Source organism: Roseomonas sp. TF40 (assembly GCF_057219975.1).
The window spans coordinates 218,470-243,234 of record NZ_JBXVVR010000001.1 but is presented as its reverse complement, the minus strand read 5'-3'; the positions used below and the strand labels follow the sequence as shown (position 1 = coordinate 243,234).

Sequence of the window (24,765 nt, the reverse complement as noted above, 5' to 3'; positions counted from 1 at the left end):
CGCGAAGCCAAGGCCGCGGATGCGGCCGCCCGGCGTCTGAGGGTTCATGGACATGAGCGAGATTGTCTTCGAGGGCGTCACGCGCCGCTTTCCGCTGCCGAAGGGCGGCGAATTCCTCGCCATCGACCGCATCGATTTGCGCATCGAGGAACGCGAATTCGTCGCCATCGTCGGCCCCTCGGGCTGCGGCAAGACCACGCTGATGCGCATGGCCGCGGGGCTCGACTTCCCCACCGACGGCGTGGTGCGCGTTGGCGGCAAGGAGGTGCGCGGCCCGGGGCCCGAGCGCGCCGTGGTGTTCCAGCAATTCGCGCTGCTGCCCTGGAAGACGGTGCGCCAGAACATCGGCTTCGGCCTGATGTGCAAGGGCACGCCCAAGGCCGAGGCCGATGCCGCCATCGCCCGGTATGTCGAGCTGATGGGCCTGGCCGGGCATGAGGACAGCTTCCCGCACCAGCTTTCGGGCGGCATGCAGCAGCGCGTGGCGATCGCGCGCGCCTATGTGATGAACCCCGCCGCGCTGCTGATGGACGAACCCTTCGGCGCGCTGGATGCGCAGACGCGCATCGTCATGCAGGAAGAGCTGGTGCGCCTCGCGCGGCGCAACCCGCGCACGGTCATCTTCATCACCCATGCGGTGGATGAGGCCATCTACCTCGCGGATCGTGTGGTCGTGATGGGCCGCAAGCCCGGCCACATCATCGAGACCATCGACATCCGCCCGCTGCGCGCCGAAGGCGCGTGGGAGGCCATGCCGATCGAGGAGGTCATGGACACGCCCGCCTTCACCCATATGCGCAGCCGCATCTGGAAACTGCTGAAGGCGCGCGAGCAGGAGAAGCCGGCCGGCTGAGGCGCCGGACCGGACGACGCAACCAGAAGACAGACAGGAGAGAGAAACATGTTCCGCAGGACCCTTCTCGCCGCGAGCCTCGCCGCCGCTGCCCTCGCCACGCCGCAGCATGCGGGCGCACAGCAACTCACGCGGCTCAACATCTCGATGCAGCCCGCGCTCTATTCGATGCTGCCGCTGCACCTCGCGACCGAGCAGGGCTGGTGGCGGCAGATGGGCATCGAGCCCAGCTTCTCCTCCTTCCCGGCCGGCCCGCCGCAGATCGCGGCCGCGGCCGCGGGCACCTGGGATGTCGGCATCACGGGCTCGGCGCCGGGCGTGCTGGGTGCGGCGCGCTTCAACATCCGCACCATCGCGATCTCGAACGATGAGAGTGCGACCAATGTGCTGATGGCCCGGCGCAGCGAGGTGGAGGCGATCCGCGCCAACCCCGCCAGCCTGCGCGGCCAGCGCGTGCTCGCCACCGTGAACACCACGGTGGACTACGTGCTGCAGAACTGCCTGCGGCGGTGGAACCTGCAGCGCAGCGACCTGCAGGTGGTGAATTTGAACCAGGCGCAGATCCTCTCCGCCTTCTCGACCGGCGAAGGGCGCATCGCCGGGCTCTGGGCGCCCAACATCTACACGGCCGAGGAACGCATGAACGCCGTGCCGCTGTGCAGCGGCAAGGATGTGGACGCCATCGTGCCCGGCAACATCATCGTGCGCGACGAATTCCTCACCCGGAACCCGGACATGGTGGCGCGCTACCTCGCCGTCTTCCTGCGCGGCATCGCCTTCATGAAGGCGAACCGGGCCGAGACGGTGCAGGCGATGAACCGCTTCTACCAGGCCGGCGGCGTGACGGTGAGCGAGGCGGCGCTGAACGCGGAGATCGACCGCCGCCCGATCTTCGGGCTCGAGGAACAGCTCGCCCTCATGTCGCGCGCCAGCGGGCCCTCTCAGGCGGATCGCTGGTATGAGGGGCTGAGCGCTTTCCTCGCGCAGGTCGGCACGGTGCAGAACCCGCCCGCGCCGTCCTCCTATCTGACGGATGAGGTGCTGCGCCGCATCGCCGCCAACCCGCAGCTGCGCGCCTTCGCGCTCGGCCAGTAAGGGAAGGGAGAGGGGCGGGGCCGGTCGCGCCCCGCCCGCACCGCCATGCCGCTCGACCTCGTCATCCGCAACGCCCTGATGCTGGACGGCACCGGCGCGCCCGCGCGGCGCGCCGATCTCGGCCTCGCGGGGGATCGGATCGTCGCGGTCGAGCTTGGCGGGATCGCCGCCGGGGACACGCCCGCGCTCGATGCCGCGGGGCTGGTGCTCGCGCCCGGCTTCATCGACATCCACACCCATTCGGACGCGACGCTGCTGGCCGATGGCGCGGCGGAGAGCCAGCTGCTGCAGGGTGTGACCACCGAAATCGTCGGCAATTGCGGCCATTCCTGCGCGCCCGCGACGCGGCCTGCGCGCGTGGCGGAACGGATCTTCGGGCGCAGCCAGGATTTCGCCATCGCCTGGCGCAGCTTCGGCGAGTACCTCGACCGCGTCGAGGCGGCGCGCCCGGCGGTGAATGTCGCCGCCCTGGTCGGCCATGGCACGCTGCGGCTCTGCACCATGGAAGACCCCGACCGCGCCGCGACGGAGGAGGAGATCCGCGGCCTGCGGCGCCTAGCGCGGCAGGCGCTCGAGGAAGGCGCGATCGGCCTGTCCACCGGCCTCGAATACGCGCCCGGCAGCGCCGCCACGCCGCGTGAGATCGTCGAACTGTGCCGCGAGGCCGCAGCGCTCGGCGCCATCCACACCACCCATGTCCGCAACCGCGACGCCTATTGGGAGATCGGGCTGGGCGAGGCGCTGGCCGCGGCGCGGCAGAGCGGCGTGCGCACGCAGGTGTCGCATATCAGCCCGAAATACGGCGCGCCGCCGGGCACCGCGGCGGCGATGCTGCAGATGATCGGCTGGTCGCGCGCCGCCGGCGCCGATGTCGCCTTCGATGTGATTCCGCATAACTGGGGCCCCACCACCATGTCCGCCGCGCTGCCCGCCTGGGCGCAGGAAGGCGGTGTGGCGCGCATCCTCGAACGCCTGCGCGACCCCGAGGCGCGTGCGCGCATCAAGGCGAATCCTGAACCCATGTGGCGCCTGGTCGCGGACCGGCGGTGGGAGGACATCGTGCTGTTCCACGCCCCGGCCAATGCCGATCTCAACGGGCTCAGCTTCTCCGAGATCGGGCGCATCCGGGGCGTGGATCCGCATGACGCGGTGCTCGACCTGCTGGCGGAGGAAGGCGAGGGGCTCTTCGCCGCCACCTGGCTGGCGCGGCAATTCAGCGATGCGGACCAGGATCTGCTGCTCGCCCAGCCGGAATGCGGCGTGATCTCGGACACCGTCACGCTCTCCCGCGGGGGCGCGCTGGCGGGGATGCGCTGGTCGCCCTCCACCTGGGGCTGGACGGCGCGCTTCCTCGATCATTTCGCGCGCGGCCGGCAGTTGATGTCGCTGGCGGAGGGCGTGCGGCGCCTCACCTCGCTCGCCGCCGCGCGCATGGGTCTGGCCGGGCGCGGCGTGATCGCGCCGGGCGCGCAGGCCGATCTCGTGCTGTTCGATGCGGCGGCGCTCGCCGATCGCAGCACCCTCGCCAGCCCCGAGGCGCCGCCAGCCGGCGTCGCGCATGTCTTCGTCAACGGCGCCCATGCGGTGCGGGACGGGCGCCTGACCGGCGCCCGGGCCGGCCGCGTGCTGCGCCGCGCCTGATCAGACCCAACGGGCCTCGCCCGCAAAGGAATTCCGCCATGGCCATCGAGTATCTCAAGCGCGCCAGCCGCACCGCCGAGGACACCACCGCCGAGGCCCGCCCGGTGGTCGAGGCGATGCTGGCCGAGATCGCCGCGCGCGGCGAGGCCGCGGTGCGCGCCTATGCCGGCAAGCTCGACAATTGGCAGGGCGAGATCCTGGTCAGCGCGGAGGAGGCCGATCGCCGCGCCGCCGAGGTGCCCGCCGGACTTCGCCAGGATATCGACTACGCCGTGGACCGCGTGCGCCGCTTCGCCGAGGCGCAGCGCGCGAGCGTGCAGGATTTCGCCGTCGAGCTCTCGCCCGGCGTCATCGCGGGGCAGACGCTGGTGCCGATGGGTGTCGCGGGTTGCTACGTGCCGGCGGGGCGCTACGCGCATATCGCCTCGGCCTATATGGGCGTGGCCACGGCGAAGGCGGCGGGGGTGGAGACGGTGATCGCCTGCTCCGGCCCGCGCGGGGCGTCGGGCATCCACCCGGCCGTGCTCTACGCACTGCGCCGCGCCGGCGCCGATGCGATCCTGACGCTGGGTGGCGTGCAGGCCATCGCCGCGCTGGCGCACGGCCTCTTCACCGGCAGGCCCGCCGACATCGTCGTCGGGCCGGGCAACAAATTCGTGGCCGAGGCGAAGCGCCAGATCTACGGCAAGGTCGGCATCGATGTCTTCGCCGGCCCCTCGGAGGTCGCGGTCATCGCCGACGCCACCGCGGATGCCGAGATCGTGGCGGTGGATCTCGTCGCGCAGATGGAGCACGGGCATGAGAGTCCCGGCTGGCTGATCACGACCGACCGCGCCCTGGCGGAGGCGGTGATGCGGCGCGTGCCCGAACTCGTGGACGCCCTGCCGCCCACGGCGCGCGACGCCGCCGGCGCCGCCTGGCGGGATTTCGGCGAGGTCGTGCTCTGCACGACGCGCGAGGAAGCGGCCGAGGTCTCCGACCGCTATTGCTGCGAGCATCTGCAGGTGCAGGCGGCGGATCTCGACTGGTGGCGCGGGCGGCTGCGCAACTACGGCTCGCTCTTCCTGGGCGAGGAGACCACCGTCGCCTATGGCGACAAGGCGAGCGGGCCGAACCACATCCTGCCGACCAAGGCGGCGGGGCGCTATTCGGCCGGGCTTTCCGTGCACAAATTCCTCAAGCCGCTCTCCTGGCAGCGCATGACGCGCGAGGGATCGCGCGACGTGGCGCTGGCCACCGCGCGCATCAGCCGGGCGGAAGGGATGGAGGCGCATGCGCGCTCCGCCGACATCCGCCTCGCGCGCTACTTCCCCGGCAGCAATTTCGACCTTGGTGAATCGGTGAAGAATTGATGGCCGAGCGACTCACCCGCGATCTCAGCCTCCCGCCCGCGATTCCCGAAGCCGGCATCGCGGCGGCCGAGGCCGTGCTGCGCAGCGGCTGGACGCATCGCTATGGCGAGACGCTGGGCGATGCGTCGGAGGCCGCGCTGCTCGAAGCCGAATTCGCGGCCCATCTGGGCGTGCGCTACTGCGTCGCGGTGAATTCCTGCGGCAGTGCGATGTATCTCGCGCTGCTGTGCACCGGCGTACGGCCCGGCGACCGCGTGCTGATGAACGCCTTCACCCTCGCCCCCGTGCCCGGCGCCATCGCCCATGCCGGGGCGGCGCATGTGCTGGTGGAGATCACGCCCGACCTGGTCATCGATCTCGACGATCTGGCGCGCAAGGCGCGCGAGAGCGGCGCGCGGCACCTGCTGCTCTCCCACATGCGCGGGCATATCGTGGACATGAACCGCCTGATGGCGCTCTGCGAGGAACTCGGCGTCACCGTCATCGAGGATTGCGCCCACACCATGGGCGCGCGCTGGGCCGGAAGGCCGAGCGGGAGCTTCGGCAAGGTCGGCTGCTTCAGCCTGCAGGCCTACAAGCACGTCAATGCGGGGGAGGGCGGGCTGATCGCCACCGACGACGCCGATGTGGCGGCGCGCGCCATCCTCTATTCCGGCAGCTACATGCTCTACCGCCAGCACCGCGCGCGGCCCGAGCAGGCGGTCTTCGATCGCTGGAAGGATGTGACGCCGAACTATTCGCTGCGCATGTCCAATGTCGTCGCTGCCCTGGCCCGGCCGCAGATCGCGCTGCTGGAATCCCGCGCGCAGCTCTGGAACGATCGCTATGGGCGGCTCGCCGCGCTGCTCGGCGCCATCCCCGGCCTGCGCCTGCCGCGGCGCCCGCAGGAGGAGGCTTTCGTGCAGAGCTCGATCCAGTTCGCGCTGGGCGGGCTGGAGGAGGCCGCCTTCGCGCGCTTCCTCGAAGGCTGCAAGGCGCGCGGCGTCTTCCTGAAATGGTTCGGCGCGCGGGAGGCGCAGGGCTACACCTCCGTCTCCGGCCAATGGCGCTACCTCGCCGACCCGCACACGCCCCCGGTCACGGAAGCGGTGCTGGAGCGGCTGTGCGACATGCGCATTCCGCTCACCCTCACCGAGGCCGAATGCGCCACCATCGCGCGCATCGTGGCGGAGGAACTGGCCGTGGTGCGCGGCGCATGAGCCGGCTTGCGGGCCTCTTCGCGCTGGAGGGGCGCGTGGCGCTCGTCACCGGCGGCAATTCGGGCCTCGGCCTCGCCATCGCGCGCGCGCTGGGGCTGGCGGGGGCGCGGCTCGTGCTCTGCGCGCGCCGCGTGGCGGAGCTGGAAGGCGCGGCGGCAGGGCTGCGCGCGGAAGGGCTGGAGGCTGCGATCCTGCCTGCCGACCTCGCCGCCCCTGAGGCAGCAGAGCAGGTGGGCGCGGGCCTCGCGGCGCTCGGCCTCTCGCCCGACATCGTGGTGAATGCGGCCGGGGTGAATCTGCGCCAGCCCTTCAACCAGGTCACGGCCGCGGCCTTCGACCTGCACATGGCGCTGCATCTGCGCGCCCCCTTCCTGCTGGTGCAGAAGCTCGCCCCCGCCATGGCGGCGCGCGGCTGGGGGCGGGTGCTGAACATCGCCTCCCTGCAGTCCTACCGCGCCTTTCCCGACAGCGCGCCCTATGGCGCGGGCAAGGGCGGCATCGCGCAGTTGACGCGTGCGATGGCGGAGGCCTGGTCGGGCCAGGGTGTGACCTGCAACGCCATCGCGCCGGGCTTCTTCCCCACGCCGCTGACCGCGCCCGTCTTCGCCGACACCGCGCGCGCGGGCCGCCTCGCCGCGCAGACCTGCATCGGGCGCAACGGGCGGCTTGAGGATCTGCATGGCGCGGCGGTGTTCCTCTGCTCGGACGCCAGCGCCTATGTCACGGGCCAGGTGCTGGCCGTCGATGGAGGGTTCCTCGCGACATGAAGGCGCTGGTTCAGACGGCTCCCAACACGCTGGTGTATCGCGACGAACCAGACCCCGCGCCGATGCCGGGCGAGGCGCTTATCCGCGTCGAGGCGGTAGGCATCTGCGGGTCGGACATGCACGCCATCCACGGCCATGATTCGCGCCGGCCCACGCCGATCATCCTCGGCCATGAGGCCGCCGGGCGCGTGCTGAGCGGCCCGATGGCCGGGCAGCGCGTGGCGGTGAACCCGCTGGTCGTCCCGCTCGATTGCCCCTTCGCGCAGGAGGGGCGGGCGCATATTTCGCCGCAGCGGCAGATCCTCTCCATGCCGCCGCGCCCGGGCGCCTTCGCGGAACTGGCACGCGCGCCGGAAGAGAACCTCGTGCCGATCCCCGAGGACATGCCGGCGACCCATGCGGCGCTGGCCGAGCCCATCGCGGTATCCTACCACGCCGTGCATCACGGCGCGCGGCTGCTCGGCCGGCCACTGCCCGCCGCGCGCTGCCTGGTGCTGGGCGGGGGCGCCATCGGCCTCGCCGCCGCGCTGGTGCTGGGGCAGGCCGGCGCAGGCGAGGTCTGGCTGATCGAACCCAACGCCGCGCGGCGCGCCACGGCGCTGCGTGCCGGCATCGCCCTGGCGCGCGCGCCGGCGGAGGCCCCGGCCGAGGGTTCCTGCGACCTGATCATCGACGCGGTGGGCGCGGCGGCGACGCGGGCGAGTGCCTGCGCGCTCGCCCGTCCCGGCGGCGTCATCGTCCATGCCGGGCTGCTGCCGGGCGCCGAGGGGCTCGATGTGCGGCGGCTCACGCTGCAGGAGATCACCTTCACCGGCACCTATTGCTACACGCCGCAGGAGTTCCGCACTGTCGTCGGCCTGCTGGTCGCCGGGCGCTTCGGCACACTCGGCTGGCTCGAGACGCGCCCACTTGCCGAGGGGGCGGCGGCCGTCGCGGCCATCGATGCCGGGGCAGTAGCCGCCGCGAAGATTGTGCTGATACCCTGACCCCGCCGGAGGGTGGGGAAGCAGAGCCGATGATGCGTGTGGCCGTGGCCGGCCTTGAGTACGAAGGCAACAGCCTCTCGCTGCGCGTGGAGCGCCGGGCCGATTTCGCGCGCATGGGCATCTTCGCCGGCGCGGCGGTGATTCAGGCGGCCGCGGGCAAGAAGCTCGCCCTCGCCGGGGCCATCCAGACGCTGCAGGCGGGGGGCGCCGAATTGCGCCCCGTCTATTGGACCAAGGGGGGCGCGGGCGGGCATGTCGAGGATGCCTTCTTCGCTGAAGCCAGGGCCGCGATCGTCGAGGGCATCGCCGCCGCCGGCCCGCTCGAGGGGCTCTACCTCGCACTGCATGGCGCCATGATCTGCGCCGAGGAGAAGGACCCGGAGGGCGCGCTGCTCGCCGCGATCCGCGCGCGCATGGGCCCGGATCTTCGCATCGCCGTCAGCCTCGATCTGCATGCCCATGTCACGCCGCGCATGGCGGCGGCGGCGGACATCATCGTGGGCTACGAGACCTATCCGCATGTCGATGCGCACCGCACCGGCGCCTGCGCGGCCGCGCTGCTGCTCCGCGCCCTGCGGGGCGAGATCCGCCCGGTCACACGCCTGCGCAAGGCCAATGCGATCTTCCCGGTGCTCGGCGGCGCCACGGATCCGGACGCGCCCATGGGCGAGGTGGCGGCGCAGGCGCGCGCGATCGAGGCCGAGGGGCGCGCGCTCTCGGTCAGCTACTTCCCCGTTCAGCCCTGGCTCGACATGGCCGATGTCGGCATCACCGGCCTCGCCGTGACGGATGCCGACCCGGCGGCGGCGGAGGCGGTGGCGCAGGAGATCCTGGAGGCGATGTGGGCGCGGCGGCACGCCCTCGAATTGCCCGCGATGACCCCGGTCGAGGCCGTGCGCGCGGCGCTCCAGCGGCCCGGCCGCGTGCTGCTGGTGGATGCGCCGGATGCGATCGGCGGCGGCGCCTCGGGCGATTCCCCCGCGCTGCTCGCGGCCCTGCTGGCCGAGGCGCCGGAGGTGGAATCGGCCCTTGCGCTGGTGGACCCCGCCGCCGTTGCCCAGGCCATGGCGCTGGGCGAGGGGGGCGAGGGGGCCTTCGCCCTCGGCGCCTGGCAGGACCGGCGCTGGTTCACCCCCGTGGCCATGCGCGCGCGGATCGAGCGGCTCTGCGCGGGCGAGTTCGTCTATCGTGGCGGGCCGACGGGGGGTTCCACCGGGCGGCTCGGCCCTTCCGCCGTGCTGCGCGCGGGCGGGCTGCGCGTGCTGGTGACGAGCCACGCGGTCTATGAGCACCTCGATGAGCACTACGCCGCCTGCGGCATCGACATCGCCGGCTGTCGCCTGGTGTCCTTCAAGAACCTGATGAATTTCCGCAAGCTGCTCGGCCCGGGCACGAGCTGGATCGCCCTGCACGGGCCAGGCGGCACGCCGCTGCGGCTGCAGGACGTGGCCTGGACGCGCCGCCGCCGCCCCTTCTGGCCCGCCGACGACACGCCCGCGCCACCGCCCATCCCCGCGCCCTGAACGCCCGGCGCCAAGACCACAAGCAGGAGAACGCCCATGCTGCCTCGCCGATCGCTTCTCGCCGCCGGCGCCGCCACGCTTGCCGCCCCCGCCGCGGGGCAGAGCCGCGCGCGCGTGCTGCGCTACGTGCCCAGCAGCAACCTCACCATCCTCGATCCGATCTTCACCCCGGCCTCGGTTTCCATCACGCATGGCTATTGCGTGTTCGACACGCTCTACGGCGTGGACGCGCAGTTCCGCCCGCAGCCGCAAATGGCCGCCGGGCACAGCGTCTCCGCCGACGGGCTGGTGTGGGAGATCACGCTGCGCGAGGGCCTGCGCTTCCATGATGGCGAGCCGGTGCTGGCGCGCGACTGCGCGGCCAGCCTCGAGCGCTGGTCGAAGCGCGACAGCTTCGGCCAGGCTTTGGGCGGCTTCACCGAGAGCTTCGGCCACAAGGATGACCGCACCATCGTCATCCGCCTCAAGCGCCCCTTCGGCCGGCTGCTGGAGGCGATCGGCAAGCCGCATTCCTCACCCGCAATGATGATGCCCGAGCGCCTCGCCCGGACGAACCCGATGGCGCAGGTGACGGAGATGGTGGGCTCCGGCCCCTTCCGCTTCGTGCGGGGCGAATATGTCTCGGGCGCGCGCATGGTCTATGAGCGTTTCGCGGACTACGTGCCGCGCCAGGAGGCGCCGGCCTGGACCTCGGGCGGGAAGGTCGTGCATTTCGACCGGCTGGAGTGGCAGGTGATCCCCGATGCGGCGACGGCGGCCGCGGCGATCCAGGCGGGCGAGGTCGATTTCATCGCGAACCTGCTGCCGGAACTCGCGGCGCGCGTCACCGCCAACCAGCGCGTGCGGCTGTTCCGCAACGATCCGCTCGGCGTGCTGGCGGTGCTGCGCTTCAACCATCTGATCCCGCCCTTCGACAACCTCGCTTTGCGCCAGGCGCTGCTGCGCGCCATCGACCAGACGCCCTTCATCCAGGCCATCACGGCCCGGCCGCAGGATGGCGAGGTCTGCCGCGCGCTCTTCCCCTGCGGCCTGCCCGGCGTGGTGGAGGCGCCGGCCGATGCGGTGGGCTCGCTCGATGTCGAGGCCGCCAAGCGGGCGATTGTGGCGGCGGGCTATCGGGGTGAGCGCGTGGTGATCCTCAACCCCACCGACATCGCCTCGATCAACGCGCATGGCGTGCTGCTGGCGGATCTGCTGCGCCGGCTGGGCATGAATGTGGACATGCAGAACCTCGACTGGGGCACGGTGGTGCAGCGGCGCATCTCGAAGGCGCCGGTCGAGCGCGGCGGGTGGAACATCGCCTGCACCAACTGGCCCGCCATCTCCATCGACAACCCGGCCACGAATGCGACGACGCGCGGGCAGGGGGACAGCGGCTGGTGGGGCTGGTTCAAGGATGAGCGCACGGAGGAGTTGGTGGAATCCTGGCTCACCGCCGCGACCCCGGCCGAGGCCGAGGCCAGCTTCCTCGCCGCGCAGCGCCGGGCGATGGAGATGGTGCCCACCATCCCGCTCGGGCGCACCTTCTACGATGGTGCGCTGCGCGCCGACCTCACCGGCGCGCTGCCGGCCTCGGTGAACCTGTTCTGGAACCTGCGGCGGAGCTGAAGCGGGCGCGGCCCGTCCTGGCATTGTGCCCGGCATCCCGTCACGCCGCTTTGCACAGGCGCGACATGTCATCGCTCTTGGCATGCGGGCCGATCCGCCCGATGCTCCGCACTGCCGGATCAGGCACAAGAGGAAGGGGACGCACATGTCACGAGGACTCAAGGCGGCCGCGCTGGCCGCCGGCCTGCTGTTCGCCGGGTTGCCGGCCAAGGCGCAGGTGGTGCCGGACAATTTCGTCGGCGGTCGGGTCGCCGACCTCACGGCGCTCTGCGCCGCGGGACCGTCGGACCCGAATGTCGTCGCGGCGGTGAATTTCTGCCACGGCTTCCTGATGTCCACCGGCCAGTTCCACAGCGCGCTGACGCGCTCTGGCGGCATCGTGAAGCCCTTCTTCTGCCTGCCGAGCCCGCTGCCCACCATCAGCGACATCACGGCGAGCTTCGTCACCTGGTCGCGCGCCAACCCGCAATACGCCAATGACCCGGCGGTCGAGGGCGTCGTGCGCTTCGCCACCGCCACCGCCCCCTGTCCGCGCCCCGCCGCCCGCGGCCGGCGCGCTTCGTGATTCGAAGGAGACTTCCCATGCGCAAGATGCTCTTCCTGCCGATCGTCGCGGCGCTGGCCCTGCCGGGCTGCGCCGACATGAGCGATACGGGCCGTGCCACGGCGACCGGTGCGGGCCTGGGTGCGCTCGGCGGTGCGGCCATCGGCTCCCTGTCCGGCAATGCCGGCTGGGGCGCGCTGGCCGGCGCCGGCGTGGGTGCCGCCGGCGGCTACCTCGTCGGCCGTTCGCGCGAGAATCGCTGAGCCTAATCAGGGCAGCCGGTGCGGCAGGATCGCACCGGCTGGCCCGCCCTTGAGCCAGTCCCGCACCGCGGCGCCGAAGGCCGCATAGGGCAGGCCCACCGAGTGGAGCCAGGGTGCCACCCAGGCATTCAGCGGCCCGCCATCGAAGCCCCAGATCACCGGCATCGGGCCGCCGGCCTCCACCAGCACGCGGTGCACCGCATAGGCCAGCAGGTCCGAGGTGCACATGATGCCCTGCGGCCGGCGCTTGCCGTGCAGCAGCGCCTGCGCTGCCGTCGCACCGATGGCGAAATGGTCGAGTCCCGGCGCACTCAGCACATCGGCCGACGCCAGTTGCGCGCCCGCCGCCGCGCGGAAGCCCGCCACGCGCTCGGCCGTGGCGGAGGAGAAGAGCGGGCCATGCACCACGGCCAGCCGCTTCGCGCCCGTGGCGAGCAGGCGCTGCGCGACATCCCGGCCGGCCTTGTGGTCATCGATGCCGATGAAGGGCGCGGCCGGGTCGCCCGGGCAGCGCCGCGCGACGAACATCACCGGCTCGCCCCCTGCGCGCAGCGCCACCAGGCCGGGGCTGGCGACGGCGCCGAGCAGCACCAGCGCGCGGGGGCTCAGGGCGCGCATCTCGGCGATGGCGCGATCCTGCCCCTCGGCCGCATCGCGCGTATCGCACAGCACGAGGCCGAGGCCATCCTGCCGCAGCGCCTCCTCGATCGAGGCGCCGATGGCGGCCATGGTGGGGTTGGCGAGGTTGGGGGCCAGCACGGCAACCAGGCGTGAACTGCCGGTGCGCAGGTCGCGCGCGGCGGCGAAGGGGCGGTAGGCGAGCTGCTGCGCCGCCTTCTGCACGCGCGCCACGGTCTCGGCCGTGGCCTTGCCGGTGACGCCGTTCAGCACGCGCGATGCGGTGGCGACGGAAACGCCGGCGCTCTCGGCGACATCGCGCAGCGTCGCCGGGCGGGCAGGGGGGGATTCGATCATTCTGGACATGACAGGCCTCTCCGCGCTACGCTTCGAGGGTAAACGATTACCCGCGCCGCGCAAGACGGCCGATCCCAGGGAGGTTTTCATGTCCAGCACCGCCATCACCCGCCGTGTGCTCGGCCTCGGCGCCGCCGCCATCGGCCTTGGCACCCCCGCCATCCTGAGCGCGCAGGCGCAGACGCTCACCATCTGGCACGACCTCGGCGACAATGGCGTGAACTGGTTCGAGCGCATGGGCGCCGAATTCGCGCGCCAGCGCCCAGGGGTGACGGTGCGCAGCCAGTCCTTCCCGACCGAGCAATGGTTCGGCCGCGTGATCGGCGCCATCAACACCAACTCCGCGCCCGACCTGATCTTCAACAACTACGAGCGCGTCATCCGCATCCAGTCGCAGACGAACCGCGTGATGGACATGCGCGCGGTGCTGGAGGGCGTGCAGGATCGCGGCTTCCTCTCGGCCGAGGATCTGCGCGTCGGCACCTTCCGCGACCGCATGATCATCATCCCGATGCAGCGCGTGCAGATGGCGCTCGGCACCCGCAAATCCTGGCTGGACAAGGTGGGGGAGCGCGTGCCCGTGACCTGGGACGACGCGAAGCGCGTGGCGCAGAAATTCCGCGAGGCCGACCCCGACGGCAATGGCCGCGCCGACACCTTCGGCTTCGCGCTGCAGGCCGCGCGGCCGCGCGACCTGATCCACATGCTCGACCTCTTCACCTTCGGCGCGGGGCTGAGCCACACGCTGATCGACCCGGCCGGCAACATCACCATCGACCAGCCCGAGCACGCGCAGGTGCTGGCCGAGTTCCTGCGCACCTACTCCACCTATCGCTTCGTGCCACCGGACACGATCAACCACTCCTTCACCGAGATGTACCAGGTGATCGAGGGCGGTCGCGGCGGCATGTTCCGCGTCGGCGACTGGAATGTGCGCCGCTGGGACATGGCGAACACGCTGAACGGCGACTTCGTCTCCCACCCCTGGCCGAAATTCTTCGCGAACCGCGACCCGGCGGTGGTGATCGGCGGCATGCGAGGCGTGGGCATCCCCGAGAACGCGCCGAACCGCGACCTCTCCATCGCCTTCGCGCGCTTCATGCTGGAGAAGGCGCCGCAGCAGGCGAGCCTCGAGATCATGGGGGCGGCCGTGCGCAAGGATCTCGACGTCGCCGCGCTGTCCGAGCGGCAGCAATGGTTCGCCCGCGCCAACCACAAGCTGGTGGCCTATGACTTCCCCGAGGCGACGCACACCTTCTATCCGGAGCTGGAGGCGCAGTTCCATCGCCGGCTGCTGGCCGCCATCGGCAGCCCGCCGCGCGACATGGAGGTGTTCATCCGCGACCTCGCGCGCGACATGCGCGATACGGCGCAGCGGCTGTCGCGCGGGTGATTGAAGTGGCAGGCGGCGTGCGACTTTCGCGCGCCGAGCGCCCGAATGGGCGCCGCCACTTGTGTGGCGAAGCCAAGGGCGGCGGATGCCGCCCGCCCGGCGTCTGAGGGGCATTGTCGTGCTTACGACAATGCACGCCAGGATGCGGGCGGAGGGGGTTTTCTACCTTCTCGTCCTGCCCTTCGCGGCGCTGACGATCCTGTTCGGGCTCTGGCCGATCATCCTCTCGGTGCAGGTCTCCTTCACCGCGAGTGCGACGGCACTGAGCCCGAACCCGACCTGGGTCGGCTTCGCCAATTACGCGACGATCCTGCAGGATGAGCAGTTCCTCGCGGCGCTGTGGCGCACCCTGGCCTATACGGCGATGGCGGTGGTGCTGAACCTTGCCTTCGCGCTCGCTGCGGCGCTGTTGCTGGACGGCACGCTGCTCAGGCGCGGCAACATGCTGTTCCGGCTGATCCTGTTCCTGCCGGTCGTGACCCCCGATGTCGCGGGCTATGTCGTCTGGCGCTGGCTGTTCGACCATTCCTTCGGCGCGGTGAATGCCGCGCTCGACCTGCTCGGCCTGCCGCCCTTCGGCGGGCTCACCACGGTGCAGACGGCGACGATCGCGATCCTGATCGCCGAGCTGTGGCACCATGCCGGCTTCTACATGATCATCTTCCTGGCGAACCTCGCCATCCGCGACCCGGCGCTGGAGGAAGCGGCGAAGGTGGATGGGGCAGGGGCCTGGGCGCGCTTCCGCCACGTCATCCTGCCGCAGCTGCGCCCGGCGCTCATCATCAACCTCGTCTATGCGACGATCCAGTTCCTCAAGACCTTCACGGTCGTGGTGGTGATGACCAAGGGCGGGCCGGCGGAGAGCACCACCTTCGTCTCCTACCTCGCCTACCAGTATTTCGATCAGGCCCGCTATGGCGAGGCGACGGCGATGGCGAGCGTGCTCTTCGCCATCGTCATCGCGCTGTCGCTGCTGGCCTACAGGATTGGCGAAAGGGGCCGCGCATGAAGCGCAGAGGGGCGTCGCTTCTGGCCTATGCCGTGGCCATCCCGGTGGCGGTGGCCTTCGTCTTTCCCTATCTGTGGATGGCCTCGGGCGCCTTCCGCCGCACGCGCGACGTGCTGGCGGATCCGCTGCGCCTCTGGCCGGAGCAGCTCGATTTCGGCTTCATGGCCGATATCGGGCGCATCGGCGGCGTCGATCTCGGCGTGTATTTCTGGAACTCGGTGCTGTTCACGCTGGGCGCGACGCTGGTGGGCACGGTGGCGGCCGCACTCGGCGCCTATGCGCTGGTGCGCCGGCCGCATCTGCCGGGCTTCGCGCTGATCCGGTCCGGCTTCATGCTGACGGTGATGTATCCCTACATGCTGCTCGTCATCCCGGTCTACATGGTGATGCACAGCCTCGGCCTGCTGGGGTCCGTCGCGGGAATCGTGCTGTTCCTCTCGCTCGGGCCGCTGCAGTTCTTCCTCTTCGAGCAGTTCTTCCGCGCCATCCCGAAGGAAGTGATCGAGGCCGCGACGATCGATGGCGCCAGCGAGGTGCAGGTGCTGTTCCGCATCGTGCTGCCCATGGCCATGCCGGTGACGGCGACGGTGGCGCTGATCGCCTTCCTGCTGAACTGGGCGCAGTGGTTCCCCGTGCTGGTGATCTCCCGCGGGCCGGAGACCTACACGCTGCCCGTCGCCCTGCTCGCCCTGAACACGGAGCTGGGGGCGAGCTTCCAGGGCATCATGGCGCTGGCCGTCATCACCACGCTGCCGCCGGCGCTGGTGTTTCTCATTGCGCAGAAGCGCGTCATGCAGGGCATGGCGCAGGGGGCCGTGAAGGGATGAGTGAAGCACTTGCCGCACGCATCGAGGCGGCGCGGTTGCGGACCTTGGGTTGGCTCGATTCGATGCAGGCGCCCGGCCTGCCACGCGGCGTGGCACGCATCAGCGCCGCGCATGACGCATCCGCCTGGCCCGGCGTGCTGCTGCCCGGCACCTACAACGCGGTGATGTGCCGCGCTCTGCTCGGCGGCCTGGCGAAGATCGAGCGCGGCCCACTGATCGCCTGGCTGGAATCGCATCGCCTGCCCGATGGCCGCTTCCGCATCCCCGGCATGGCCGAGGCAGATGTCTTCAAGAAGCCCGATCCGGCCGAGACCTGGGGCTATATCGACTTCCACGTCACCAACTACAGCCTCGGCGCGGTCGAGGTGCTGGACCCGGCGCGCCCCGCGCGGCTGGATTTCGCGCGGCGCTTCCTGGAGCCGCGCGAACTGCTCGCCTGGCTTGCGCTGCGCGACCTGCGCGACCCCTGGCAGGAGGGCAACAACATCGTCAACCTCGGCAGCTTCCTGCTCGCGCTGCGGGCCGAGGCACCGGCCGAGGTGGACCGCGCCATGGCGCTGCTCTTCGACTGGCATGACCGGCTGCAGGAGCCGGCCACCGGCTTCTGGGGTGTGAACCAGGCGGGTGATGCGCGCGCCCTGCTGCACGCCTTCGCCGGCTCGATGCACAATTTCCACCTCTGGTACGCCACCGGCCGGCCGCTGCCGCATCTCGACCGCGCGATGGATTATGTGCTGACCCTGCCACCCGGGATCGACAGCGCCTGCATCGATGTCGATGCGGTGGACCTGCTGGTGCATGGCGTGGCGCTGACCGGCCATCGCGCCCGGGAGGCGCGCGCCTGGATGGAGGCCCTGCTGCCGCGGCTGCTCGACTGGCAGGAGGCGGATGGCGGCTTCTGCGACGTGCGGGAGGGGGTGCGGCGCCAGGATGGCTGGGTGCGCGGCTATGCCGAGCCGCAGGGGCTTTCGAACACCTTCGCCACCTTCTTCCGCTGGATCGCGATCGCCATGATCGCCGACCATCTCTGGCCCGGGCGCTGGCCCTGGCGGTTCCGCGGCATGGTCGGCATCGGCTACCGGATGCCCTTCGCCCATCACCGCGAGGCCACTGCCCAGCAGCCCGAAGGCATGCGCCGGATTCCCGCCTGATGCGCGAGGAGGATCCCTTCGCGCATCTGCACGATGAGCAATACGACGCCGCCCTGCAGGCGCGCCGGGCCAGCGCCGCCACGCTGGTGAACGCGCATGGCAGGCCCGTGCAGTCGCTGGATGGCACCTGGCGCCTGACCCTCGACCCCTTCGAGGAAGGCCTGCGCCAGCGCTGGTATGCGAATGACGATGCGCCGCCCGAGGCCTGGGCCGTCCCGCGCGATTGGCAGTATGATGCCGGCGAGCCCGCGCCCGTGCCCGGCTGCTGGAACCTGCTGCGGCCCGAATTGCTGCATTACGAAGCCGCCGTCTGGTATGTGCGCGATTTCGACGCCACCGCCCCCGCGCCCGATGAATCGGTGCTGCTGCTCTTCGGCGCGGCCGCCCAGCGCGCCGAGGTGTTCCTGAACGGTCGGCATCTCGGCGGGCATCTCGGCGGCTCCACGCCCTTCACGCTGGATGCCACGGCCGCGCTGCGCGGGGGCCGCAACCGCCTGATGGTGATGGTCGAGAATGCGCGCCGGCCCGAGCGCGTGCCGATGCATCATTTCGACTGGTTCAACTATGGCGGGCTGCATCGCTCGGTGTCCCTGCTGCGCGTGCCGCGCGTGCATGTGCGCCGCTTCAGCGCGCATCTCGGCGCCGATGGCGCGCATGTGGTGCTGCGGGTCTGGCTCTCCGCCCCCGTCCCGGCGCGCGCCACCTTCGACCTGCTCGGCGCCGCCGTGCCGGTCGCGATCCGCGAGGGCCATGGCGAGGCGATCCTGACCACCACGCCACGCCTGTGGTCGCCCGCCGATCCCTATCTGCATGAGGTGACGCTGCGCTGCGGGGCCGAGACGCTGCAGGAGCGCATCGGCTTCCGCACCATCGCCACCGAGGGCACGCGCATCCTGCTGAACGGCGAGGACATCTTCCTCGGCGGCGTATGCGTGCATGAGGATGACCTCGTCCTCGGCCGCTGCACCGATGAGGCCGACATCGCCCGGCGGATCGCGCATCTGCGCGAGCTCGGCGGCAATTTCCTGCGCCTCGCGCATTACCCGCATGATGAGCGCGTGGCCCGCGCCTGCGATGCGGCCGGGGTGCTGATCTGGGCGGAGATCCCGGTCTATTGGGCGATCGACTTCGCCAACCCCGCCACCTATGCCGATGCGCGCAACCAGCTCGAGGAACTCATCGCGCGCGACGCCAACCGCGCCAGCATCATCCTCTGGGGCGTGGGCAATGAGAATGCGGATACCGAGGCGCGGCTCGCCTTCATGGCCGGGCTCGCCCAGGCGGCGCGATCCGCCGATCCCTCGCGCCTCGTCACCGCGGCCTGCCTGATCAACCGCGCCACCTTCCAGATCGAGGACCGCCTGGCCGCGCATCTCGATGTCATCGGGCTCAACGAGTACTTCGGCTGGTATGAGCAGGGCTTCCAGGGGCTGGGCCGGCTGCTCTCCAACTCGCGCCCCGATCGGCCGGTGATCATCAGCGAGACCGGCGCCGATGCGCTGGCCGGCTACCACGACCCCGCGGCGCCGCTGTTCAGCGAGGAACGGCAGGTGGCCTTCTATGAGGGGCAATGCGCCGCGCTGGCCCGGGCACCCTATGTGCGGGGGCTCGCCGCCTGGCTGCTCTATGATTTCCGCTCGCTCCGCCGCCAGACCCGCCTGCAGGGCGGCTTCAACCGCAAGGGGCTGGTGGCCGAGGACAAGCAGACCCGCAAGGCCGCCTTCGCGGCGCTGGCCGAGGGCCTGCGGCGCCTGCGTGGAGAGGGGTAGGCTGGCGCCACGCCCCGCCGGCGGTGTAGGTTCCGCGGCGTTGTCGCTTCGAGGACTCATCGCCGCATGTCGCGCGTGAACCAGACCGCCCGCATCTACCGCCAGCCGAAATCCGCCATGCAATCCGGCCGCGCCGGCACCGAGACCTGGCTGCTGGAATTCGTCGCCCGTGACGCCAAGCGCATCGACCCGCTGACCGGCTGGCCCGGCTCGGGCGAGACGCAATCCCAGGTGCGGCTGCGCTTCCCGACGCGCGAGGCCGCCATCGCCCATGCCGAGGCCAATGGCTACGCCTATGAGGTCGAGGTGCCGCCGGTGGTGCGGGCCGACATCAAGCCCAAGGCCTATGCGGATAACTTCAAGTTCGGCCGGACCGACAACTGGTCGCACTGAGCCCTGCTTGCACCCGTAGCTCAGCTGGATAGAGCATCGGATTTCTACTCCGTAGGTCGGGGGTTCGAATCCCTCCGGGTGCGCCAGCTACGGGGCGGCCGTGTAGATCGCCCGGCTGCCGAAACGTCGTGTCGCGTTGGCGCGGGCCGGGTCGAAGGCTGCGCCCACCCCGTCCGAGACGATGTAGTGGCTGATGCCCTCGGCTCGCATCCGGCCGCGCAGCGTCGCCAGATCCCCCGCGGCGTTGAGTTCGGCCAGCACCCCCATCCGCCGCGCCGCCTCCGGGGCGATACTGCCGCCGGTCGCGCGCATGAAGGCGGGTGCGGCGACATAGGCAGGCACGGCGGCCAGGCCCGCGAGGATGATCGCATCATCGATCAGGCGTGAATCGGGCGGCTGGTTCGCCGTGACGAAGCGCCCCGCCCGATCGCCCCGCAGCGTGGGCGCCAGTGCCAGGAGTTCGAGTGGCACACGCAGGCCATGGAACTCGGCGCCCCAACTCATGCGCGGGCGCTTCGCTTCGCCGATGGTAAGGGTGAGCGCCACCAACCCCAGCGCCGAGACGCCCGCCGCCAGCCGTGCCGCGGGCAGCCTGGCCTGCCAGCCCGCCGCCAGCCGCCAGCCGAAGTGCACCGACCAGATCGCAAATACCATCACGAGCAGGGGACCGGCCCGGTGGCGGTATTCCGAGACGTCGCCATTGCGCGCCACCGGGGCGAGAAGGATAGCAATCGCCGCCACGAGCAGCAGCAGCATCGGCAGGGCATCGATCGCCCGCCACTGCCCGCGCCGCCAGGCCAGAAGGCCGAGGACCAGCCATAGCGGCAGCCAAGGCCCGAGCGTGCCGAGCAAGGCGAGGCCCAGGCCGAAGGGCGCCGCGCCCCAGGCGCCGAGTTTCCCGACCAGCGCCGGGTAGAGCCCCTCGATGCGCGTCGGCCCGTGATGGCGGTGCAGGCCATCGAGGTAGCCGAGGATGAAGCCTGCCGGATTCGACCGCAGCGCGGGCCAGGAGAGCGCAACCAGCACGCCGACCATCGCCAGCACCGCGAGCGTGACGCCGGCGGCGCGCCAAGCCGGCGACGGCCGCGACCAGGCGGCGATCACGCCCAGCGCCAGGCTCGGCGCCAGCCAGATGAATACATTGGCGCGCACCATGATGCAGCCGAGCGCCAGCAGCGCTGCGAGAACCAGCAGGGCGAAACGGGGCGCCGCGGCCCAGCGGACCACCAGCGCCACAGCCGCCGCGCCGATGCCCAGCGCATAGGGGGTGCCGGGCGCGGTTTCGAGCAGCCAGGCGAAGCCAAGGAAGCCATTGCCCAGCGTCCACCCTTCCGGCGTTGGCACCAGGGCCAGCGCGGCCAGTCCCAGCGCCGCCACAACCGGCCCCCCCAGGGCCAGGCCGAGCGAAAGAACGCCCGCCGCCATCACGAGCACCCCGAGCGGGATCCAGACCAGCGCCGCGGCCTCCAGCGCCTCCATCCCGGCGAGCGGCAGCATCAGCGCGGCCGGCATCAGGCTGGCATGGTGATAGAGCGGGCGCGGCCAGTCGGCCATCAGCATCATGCCGCGCCCCGTCGCCTCCGGCGCGCCGAACTGCGCGAGGTTGCCGGCATGCACCAGCAGGTCGAGCCAGAAATCGAGGTGCCCCGTCTCGCGGAAGGCCGTGATGCGCGGCGGGATGTCGCTGCACCAGGCGAGGGTGAAGCCCAGCGCCAGCACCCCCAGCCAGAGCGTGTCGCGCGACACGGCGCCGCGCGGCCACAGCCCTGCGACGGCCAACGGCACCAGCAGCACCAGGACAAGCGGATGCGCCCCGGGCAGGATCAGGTCGCCCAGCATCAGCGCGTGACTGAGCGCGACGAAGCCGAGCACGAAGCCCAGGAAGGGATCGCCACGAATCCCGAACAACCGCGCCAGCGTGATGCCGCTGCCGAGCAACAAGAGCAGCATCAGCACCAGCACCAGCACGGTGGCGGCGATCATGGCCAGGAAGCCCGTCGCCCGAAGCCGCCCTCGCGGGGTACGTGCCACCAATCCAGCAGCCCGCGATGGCGCTGCGGCGCCGGGTGCAGGGCAAGCTCGGCATCGACCCCGGATGGCACGGAAAGGCGGCAGACCCGCTCGCACGCCCATCGCGCCGTTGCGGTGAGGGCGCCATCGACCGGGAGGGGATGACGGGCCAGGATCTCCGTACTCGTCCCCCGACGCAGCAATACGATCGGTTGGCCGCGGGCGCGCAGCCCATAGGCGGCGAATACCTCACCCTCCACCGGCCCAGCCTCGCCTTCCAGTACCGTGATGCGCTTGCCATGCCACAGCCGCGCGCGCTCCGACCAGTAATTCGTCATGCCGAATCCGAGGCCGCCCGGAATCGAACTAGCGCCCGAGGGCAGCCACAGGCTTGGGGCACGCAGGACAGTGCCGTCCGGCAGGGCTTCGGCCAGGAGCGCGAAGGCCAGCCAGCGCTGCTGGTTCGCCGCCTGAACGTCGCGCATGACCAGGTTGTACGCCAATGTGAGGGTGCAGAGCGCAGCAAGTAGCGCTGCGAGCGGCACCTGCACCAGCCAGCGTGGCCAGCGTAGCGCCAGCAGCGCTATGGCGGCGAAGAGCGTGGTGAGAAAGCCAGCCTGCGCATGGGCTGTGGCCAGCGCACCCTGAACGTAGCCAAGTCGCAGAATGCGCTGGTATTCTGCCGAGAGCGCAACGACGCTGACCGGGATCAGCATCAGGGCGATACCGACGCCGAGCAGCAGCCAAAGCCCGGCGCGGCGCGGGGCGAGGTTGCGTAGAATGAACAGGAAACCGGCCGTCCAGATCAGCGCGACGACCGCGAAGCCGTATGGCATGGCAGCCATGATTCGCCCGAACAGTGGCGCATCCAGCCGACGCGGCCAGGCTGGCATGCCAGGCACGGCTGCAAGGTGCAGGTCGAGGCCAAGCAGCAGGGCCGTCGGCAGCACACCCTTGCCCAGGAGCGTGCCGAGCGCTCCAGCCCAGGCCGATGGATCCAGCGCCACTGTCATCCGGGCCTCATCGGCGACTGCCGATGTCAACTGCCTGAAGGCAAGCATGGCAAACACGAGAAGGCCCCATAGCAGGACGAAGGGCATCGCCGCCCGGAGACGCTCGCGCCAGCCGCTCCGGTGCAGCAGAACCAGCGTGAAGACTGCCAGCGGGTAGAGAATGAAGTTGTATTCGGGCCAGACCATGCCGATCGCCGTGGCCATCAGAGCGAGGGCTAGCCAGACGCGGCCGCCATGCTCGAGATGACGCTGCAGCGCCAGCAGGGCGATCGACAGCAACATGAGCGAATTCAGCCCATGCAGCGGATAGGCCAGCGGTGGCATGAAATACCAATGCAGCGCGAAGCCGCCGGTCAGCAGCATCGCCCAGCCCGACGCCGCCACGCCGCCGGCGAGCCGCGTCAACAGCAAGCCAAAGCCGCCGAGGATGATGCCCAACTGCGCCAACAGGGCGAGATCACCCAAGAGCGGGACATTCATCACGCGCAGAGTCACGATGGCAGCGGGTACGTTCAACAAATGCGCCATCCGGCGCCCGAACCCGGACACCCAGAGCGTTGCTTCCCACATTCCGATATCGGGGTTGTGAGCAAGCAGATCGAAGAAGTGATCATCGTGATTGGTCTGCCGCAGCCCGAACACCAACCATGCGGCGGCCGACGCGGCGAGCAGCGCGAGGCCGAAGGCAATGCGGGTGGCTTGGCTCATTGCGGGGGCGGTGGTACCGGTGGTGCCGCGATATTGATGCGCTCGCGCTCCACCACCATCGGGCCGCGGCGCACCTGGGCGTGGATCGCGGTGATGTATTCGCCGAGCATGCCGATGAACATCAGTTGCACGCCCGAGAAGAAGAACAGCGCGACGATGATCGTCTGCGTGCCGGCCGGCGCCATGCCGTGCAGGAACAGCGAGAGCAGCAGCGTGACCACGGCATAGAGCATCGCGAAGCCTGCGATGGCGAAGCCCGCGAAGCTCGCGAAACGCATCGGCGCATCGGTGAAGGAGAAGATGCCGTTCATCGCCTGGTCGATGAGCCGCAGCGCATTGTTCTTGGAGATGCCGCGCTTGCGGGCCTTCCAGGTGTAGGGAACGATCAGCCGCTTGAAGCCGGCCGCGGCGATGATGCCGCGGATATAGGGATACTGGTCGCGATGGCTGACCACGACCTCCCACACCTTGCGGTCGATGAGCTGGAACTCGCCGACATTTTCGGGGATGTCGATGTCGGAGAGCGTGTTCACCAGCTTGTAGAAGATGCGCCGGCAACTGCGCAGCGCCAGCGTCTCCTCCCGGTTCGCGCGCGCGCCGGCCACGACCTCGATGCCCGATTCCCAATGGCGGACCATTTCGGGGATCATCTCGGGTGGGTCCTGCAGGTCGACCGGCAGGAAGACCAGGATCGCATCGCCCGTCGCATAGCGCAGCGCGTTGAAGTTGGAGCGGAAGGGGCCGAAGTTCCGCGCGTTGAGGATGACCTTCACCTCGGGATCGGCGGCGGCGATGCGCCGCAGGATCGCCACCGTCCCGTCCTCGGAACAATTATCCGAGAAGATGTGCTCGCGCTCATGATGCGCGAGCGGCCCGCCGGGCGCGAAGAGCGCCACCACCGCCTCATGGCAGGCCTCGACGTTGTCTTCCTCGTTGTAGCAGGGCGAGATGATGGAGATGCGCGCCACGGCTCAGGCCCGCGCGGTGATGAAGTGGGATTGCGCGAGCCAGCTGGTCACCGCCGTGGCCTCCAGCGCGGGCTCGACCGCGAGGGTCGGCTTCACCAGCGCCTCGGGCAGGCCGGGCAGCAGGAAATCCCGCGTGGCGACCTGCACCTCGCGCCAGCCGGCGGCGGGAAGTGCCGCGCGCAACTCGCCCGGGGTGAAGGCCATCTCGTCCGGCTCGAGCTTGGCGAAGCGGCGGCCCAGCTTCGTGCCGAAGATGAAGGCGCAATAGGGGTTGAGGAAGTTGGGCTCGATGAAGGCGAGACCGCCGCCCGGATTCGTCAGCCGGTGCAGCGCGCCCAGCACCTCGGGCAGGCGCAGCACCAGATGGTGCAGGATGCCGTTGCCGCAGACCATGTCGAACTGCCCGAAGGCCAGTGGCGTGTCGCCGAGCAGGTCGAACAGCTCATAGCGCAGATTGGGCGCCTGGTGGCGCGCACGGGCCTCGGCAATGAAGCCAGGGCTGATGTCCACCGCGACGATCTCGGCCGCGGTGTGGGCGGCAAGATAGGCGGCCGTCTCACCCGTGCCCGAGCCGATCTCCAGCACGCGCTTCGCGCCGAGCCGTTCGACCTGCGCCACGAACCAGTCGGCGCGCCGGCGCATGCGCAGCGGCGTCGAGCCGAGGGGGGCGAAGACCTGGTTGAAGCCGCGCTCATCGGTCAGCGCTATGCGGGACATG

At 70.6% G+C, this 24,765-nt stretch carries 22 protein-coding genes and 1 tRNA gene; 18 read left to right on the top strand and 5 right to left on the bottom strand.

All coding sequences use genetic code 11. From position 1 onward, the window contains the following. Positions 1-52: 52 nt before the first annotated feature. The 11 genes from AC2D9U_RS01000 to AC2D9U_RS00950 all read left to right on the top strand — a co-directional run bounded on the left by AC2D9U_RS01000 (position 53) and on the right by AC2D9U_RS00950 (position 11,831). The gene (locus tag AC2D9U_RS01000; RefSeq protein ID WP_484745518.1) at positions 53-853 is read left to right on the top strand and encodes an ABC transporter ATP-binding protein; all 801 of its coding nucleotides are present in this window, start codon (positions 53-55) and stop codon (positions 851-853) included. Between the two features lie 48 nt (positions 854-901). After that, the gene (locus tag AC2D9U_RS00995; RefSeq protein ID WP_484745516.1) at positions 902-1,948 is read left to right on the top strand and encodes an ABC transporter substrate-binding protein; all 1,047 of its coding nucleotides are present in this window, start codon (positions 902-904) and stop codon (positions 1,946-1,948) included. A gap of 45 nt (positions 1,949-1,993) precedes the next feature. Further along, positions 1,994-3,589: an N-acyl-D-amino-acid deacylase family protein gene (locus AC2D9U_RS00990; protein WP_484745513.1), complete on the top strand. Its 1,596-nt coding sequence runs from the start codon at positions 1,994-1,996 to the stop codon at positions 3,587-3,589. A 38-nt stretch (positions 3,590-3,627) separates the two neighbouring features. Beyond that, the gene (hisD, locus tag AC2D9U_RS00985; protein ID WP_484745511.1) at positions 3,628-4,941 is read left to right on the top strand and encodes a histidinol dehydrogenase; all 1,314 of its coding nucleotides are present in this window, start codon (positions 3,628-3,630) and stop codon (positions 4,939-4,941) included. Beyond that, positions 4,941-6,140 carry a DegT/DnrJ/EryC1/StrS family aminotransferase gene (locus AC2D9U_RS00980; RefSeq protein WP_484745508.1) on the top strand — a complete coding sequence of 400 codons (1,200 nt, stop codon included), beginning with the start codon at positions 4,941-4,943 and terminating at the stop codon, positions 6,138-6,140. Before hisD ends, AC2D9U_RS00980 begins: the two co-directional genes overlap by 1 nt. Further along, complete coding sequence (locus AC2D9U_RS00975) at positions 6,137-6,907, top strand: SDR family NAD(P)-dependent oxidoreductase (protein ID WP_484745505.1); 771 nt, start codon at positions 6,137-6,139, stop codon at positions 6,905-6,907. The genes AC2D9U_RS00980 and AC2D9U_RS00975 overlap by 4 nt, the downstream gene beginning before the upstream one ends. Beyond that, entirely contained in the window at positions 6,904-7,893 is a 990-nt protein-coding gene (locus AC2D9U_RS00970; protein ID WP_484745502.1) for a zinc-dependent alcohol dehydrogenase, read from the top strand. Before AC2D9U_RS00975 ends, AC2D9U_RS00970 begins: the two co-directional genes overlap by 4 nt. A 29-nt stretch (positions 7,894-7,922) precedes the next feature. Further along, entirely contained in the window at positions 7,923-9,416 is a 1,494-nt protein-coding gene (locus AC2D9U_RS00965) for a M81 family metallopeptidase (protein WP_484745499.1), read from the top strand. Between the two features lie 36 nt (positions 9,417-9,452). Further along, positions 9,453-11,024: an ABC transporter substrate-binding protein gene (locus tag AC2D9U_RS00960; RefSeq protein WP_484745495.1), complete on the top strand. Its 1,572-nt coding sequence runs from the start codon at positions 9,453-9,455 to the stop codon at positions 11,022-11,024. 145 nt (positions 11,025-11,169) lie between these two features. Then, positions 11,170-11,589, top strand: coding sequence for a Rap1a/Tai family immunity protein (locus tag AC2D9U_RS00955; protein WP_484745491.1), 420 nt, complete (start codon positions 11,170-11,172; stop codon positions 11,587-11,589). 17 nt (positions 11,590-11,606) lie between these two features. Beyond that, positions 11,607-11,831 carry a glycine zipper domain-containing protein gene (locus tag AC2D9U_RS00950; protein WP_484745489.1) on the top strand — a complete coding sequence of 75 codons (225 nt, stop codon included), beginning with the start codon at positions 11,607-11,609 and terminating at the stop codon, positions 11,829-11,831. A 6-nt stretch (positions 11,832-11,837) separates the two neighbouring features. On the opposite strand, the gene AC2D9U_RS00945 is transcribed toward AC2D9U_RS00950, so the two are convergent. Next, on the bottom strand, positions 11,838-12,815 hold the full coding sequence (locus tag AC2D9U_RS00945; protein WP_484745486.1) for a LacI family DNA-binding transcriptional regulator: 978 nt from the start codon (positions 12,813-12,815) through the stop codon (positions 11,838-11,840). A gap of 79 nt (positions 12,816-12,894) precedes the next feature. Here AC2D9U_RS00945 and AC2D9U_RS00940 point away from each other — a divergent pair, with 79 nt between their 5' ends. The 7 genes from AC2D9U_RS00940 to AC2D9U_RS00910 all read left to right on the top strand — a co-directional run bounded on the left by AC2D9U_RS00940 (position 12,895) and on the right by AC2D9U_RS00910 (position 19,434). Beyond that, the gene (locus AC2D9U_RS00940; protein WP_484745483.1) at positions 12,895-14,199 is read left to right on the top strand and encodes an ABC transporter substrate-binding protein; all 1,305 of its coding nucleotides are present in this window, start codon (positions 12,895-12,897) and stop codon (positions 14,197-14,199) included. 130 nt (positions 14,200-14,329) lie between these two features. Further along, entirely contained in the window at positions 14,330-15,208 is an 879-nt protein-coding gene (locus AC2D9U_RS00935) for a carbohydrate ABC transporter permease (protein ID WP_484745482.1), read from the top strand. Next, on the top strand, positions 15,205-16,035 hold the full coding sequence (locus AC2D9U_RS00930) for a carbohydrate ABC transporter permease (RefSeq protein WP_484745479.1): 831 nt from the start codon (positions 15,205-15,207) through the stop codon (positions 16,033-16,035). The genes AC2D9U_RS00935 and AC2D9U_RS00930 overlap by 4 nt, the downstream gene beginning before the upstream one ends. Further along, positions 16,032-17,186: a hypothetical protein gene (locus AC2D9U_RS00925; protein ID WP_484745477.1), complete on the top strand. Its 1,155-nt coding sequence runs from the start codon at positions 16,032-16,034 to the stop codon at positions 17,184-17,186. The genes AC2D9U_RS00930 and AC2D9U_RS00925 overlap by 4 nt, the downstream gene beginning before the upstream one ends. Next, positions 17,186-18,955, top strand: coding sequence for a glycoside hydrolase family 2 protein (locus AC2D9U_RS00920; protein ID WP_484745474.1), 1,770 nt, complete (start codon positions 17,186-17,188; stop codon positions 18,953-18,955). The genes AC2D9U_RS00925 and AC2D9U_RS00920 overlap by 1 nt, the downstream gene beginning before the upstream one ends. Positions 18,956-19,021: 66 nt before the next feature. Beyond that, positions 19,022-19,348 (top strand): ETC complex I subunit, encoded by a 327-nt coding sequence (locus AC2D9U_RS00915; protein ID WP_481999360.1) that lies wholly within the window; start codon positions 19,022-19,024, stop codon positions 19,346-19,348. A 9-nt stretch (positions 19,349-19,357) separates the two neighbouring features. Continuing rightward, positions 19,358-19,434 (top strand) — tRNA-Arg (locus AC2D9U_RS00910). 1 nt (position 19,435) lies between these two features. Here AC2D9U_RS00910 and AC2D9U_RS00905 read toward each other — a convergent pair. Genes AC2D9U_RS00905 through AC2D9U_RS00890 form a run of 4 tightly spaced genes read right to left on the bottom strand, consistent with a single transcriptional unit; the run spans position 19,436 to position 24,764 of the window. Continuing rightward, on the bottom strand, positions 19,436-21,331 hold the full coding sequence (locus AC2D9U_RS00905; protein ID WP_484745470.1) for a hypothetical protein: 1,896 nt from the start codon (positions 21,329-21,331) through the stop codon (positions 19,436-19,438). Beyond that, positions 21,328-23,079 (bottom strand): hypothetical protein, encoded by a 1,752-nt coding sequence (locus tag AC2D9U_RS00900; protein WP_484745467.1) that lies wholly within the window; start codon positions 23,077-23,079, stop codon positions 21,328-21,330. The genes AC2D9U_RS00905 and AC2D9U_RS00900 overlap by 4 nt, the downstream gene beginning before the upstream one ends. Continuing rightward, a complete protein-coding gene (locus tag AC2D9U_RS00895) occupies positions 23,076-24,047 on the bottom strand; it encodes a glycosyltransferase family 2 protein (protein WP_484745465.1) in 972 nt (323 codons plus the stop codon). Before AC2D9U_RS00895 ends, AC2D9U_RS00900 begins: the two co-directional genes overlap by 4 nt. 3 nt (positions 24,048-24,050) lie before the next feature. After that, the gene (locus tag AC2D9U_RS00890) at positions 24,051-24,764 is read right to left on the bottom strand and encodes a class I SAM-dependent methyltransferase (protein WP_484745463.1); all 714 of its coding nucleotides are present in this window, start codon (positions 24,762-24,764) and stop codon (positions 24,051-24,053) included. Between the last annotated feature and the right edge of the window lies 1 nt (position 24,765).

Coding starts and splice junctions, on each gene's coding strand:
- AC2D9U_RS00980 (WP_484745508.1), top strand. CDS start 4,941: ATGGCCGAGCGACTCACCCGCGATCTCAGCCTCCCGCCCGCGATTCCC.
- AC2D9U_RS00945 (WP_484745486.1), bottom strand. CDS start 12,815: ATGTCCAGAATGATCGAATCCCCCCCTGCCCGCCCGGCGACGCTGCGC.
- AC2D9U_RS00940 (WP_484745483.1), top strand. CDS start 12,895: ATGTCCAGCACCGCCATCACCCGCCGTGTGCTCGGCCTCGGCGCCGCC.
- AC2D9U_RS00995 (WP_484745516.1), top strand. CDS start 902: ATGTTCCGCAGGACCCTTCTCGCCGCGAGCCTCGCCGCCGCTGCCCTC.
- AC2D9U_RS00905 (WP_484745470.1), bottom strand. CDS start 21,331: ATGATCGCCGCCACCGTGCTGGTGCTGGTGCTGATGCTGCTCTTGTTG.
- AC2D9U_RS00935 (WP_484745482.1), top strand. CDS start 14,330: ATGCACGCCAGGATGCGGGCGGAGGGGGTTTTCTACCTTCTCGTCCTG.
- AC2D9U_RS00950 (WP_484745489.1), top strand. CDS start 11,607: ATGCGCAAGATGCTCTTCCTGCCGATCGTCGCGGCGCTGGCCCTGCCG.
- AC2D9U_RS00970 (WP_484745502.1), top strand. CDS start 6,904: ATGAAGGCGCTGGTTCAGACGGCTCCCAACACGCTGGTGTATCGCGAC.
- AC2D9U_RS00960 (WP_484745495.1), top strand. CDS start 9,453: ATGCTGCCTCGCCGATCGCTTCTCGCCGCCGGCGCCGCCACGCTTGCC.
- AC2D9U_RS00890 (WP_484745463.1), bottom strand. CDS start 24,764: ATGTCCCGCATAGCGCTGACCGATGAGCGCGGCTTCAACCAGGTCTTC.
- AC2D9U_RS00955 (WP_484745491.1), top strand. CDS start 11,170: ATGTCACGAGGACTCAAGGCGGCCGCGCTGGCCGCCGGCCTGCTGTTC.
- AC2D9U_RS00930 (WP_484745479.1), top strand. CDS start 15,205: ATGAAGCGCAGAGGGGCGTCGCTTCTGGCCTATGCCGTGGCCATCCCG.
- AC2D9U_RS00975 (WP_484745505.1), top strand. CDS start 6,137: ATGAGCCGGCTTGCGGGCCTCTTCGCGCTGGAGGGGCGCGTGGCGCTC.
- hisD (WP_484745511.1), top strand. CDS start 3,628: ATGGCCATCGAGTATCTCAAGCGCGCCAGCCGCACCGCCGAGGACACC.
- AC2D9U_RS00900 (WP_484745467.1), bottom strand. CDS start 23,079: ATGAGCCAAGCCACCCGCATTGCCTTCGGCCTCGCGCTGCTCGCCGCG.
- AC2D9U_RS00920 (WP_484745474.1), top strand. CDS start 17,186: ATGCGCGAGGAGGATCCCTTCGCGCATCTGCACGATGAGCAATACGAC.
- AC2D9U_RS00925 (WP_484745477.1), top strand. CDS start 16,032: ATGAGTGAAGCACTTGCCGCACGCATCGAGGCGGCGCGGTTGCGGACC.
- AC2D9U_RS00965 (WP_484745499.1), top strand. CDS start 7,923: ATGATGCGTGTGGCCGTGGCCGGCCTTGAGTACGAAGGCAACAGCCTC.
- AC2D9U_RS00915 (WP_481999360.1), top strand. CDS start 19,022: ATGTCGCGCGTGAACCAGACCGCCCGCATCTACCGCCAGCCGAAATCC.
- AC2D9U_RS01000 (WP_484745518.1), top strand. CDS start 53: ATGAGCGAGATTGTCTTCGAGGGCGTCACGCGCCGCTTTCCGCTGCCG.
- AC2D9U_RS00990 (WP_484745513.1), top strand. CDS start 1,994: ATGCCGCTCGACCTCGTCATCCGCAACGCCCTGATGCTGGACGGCACC.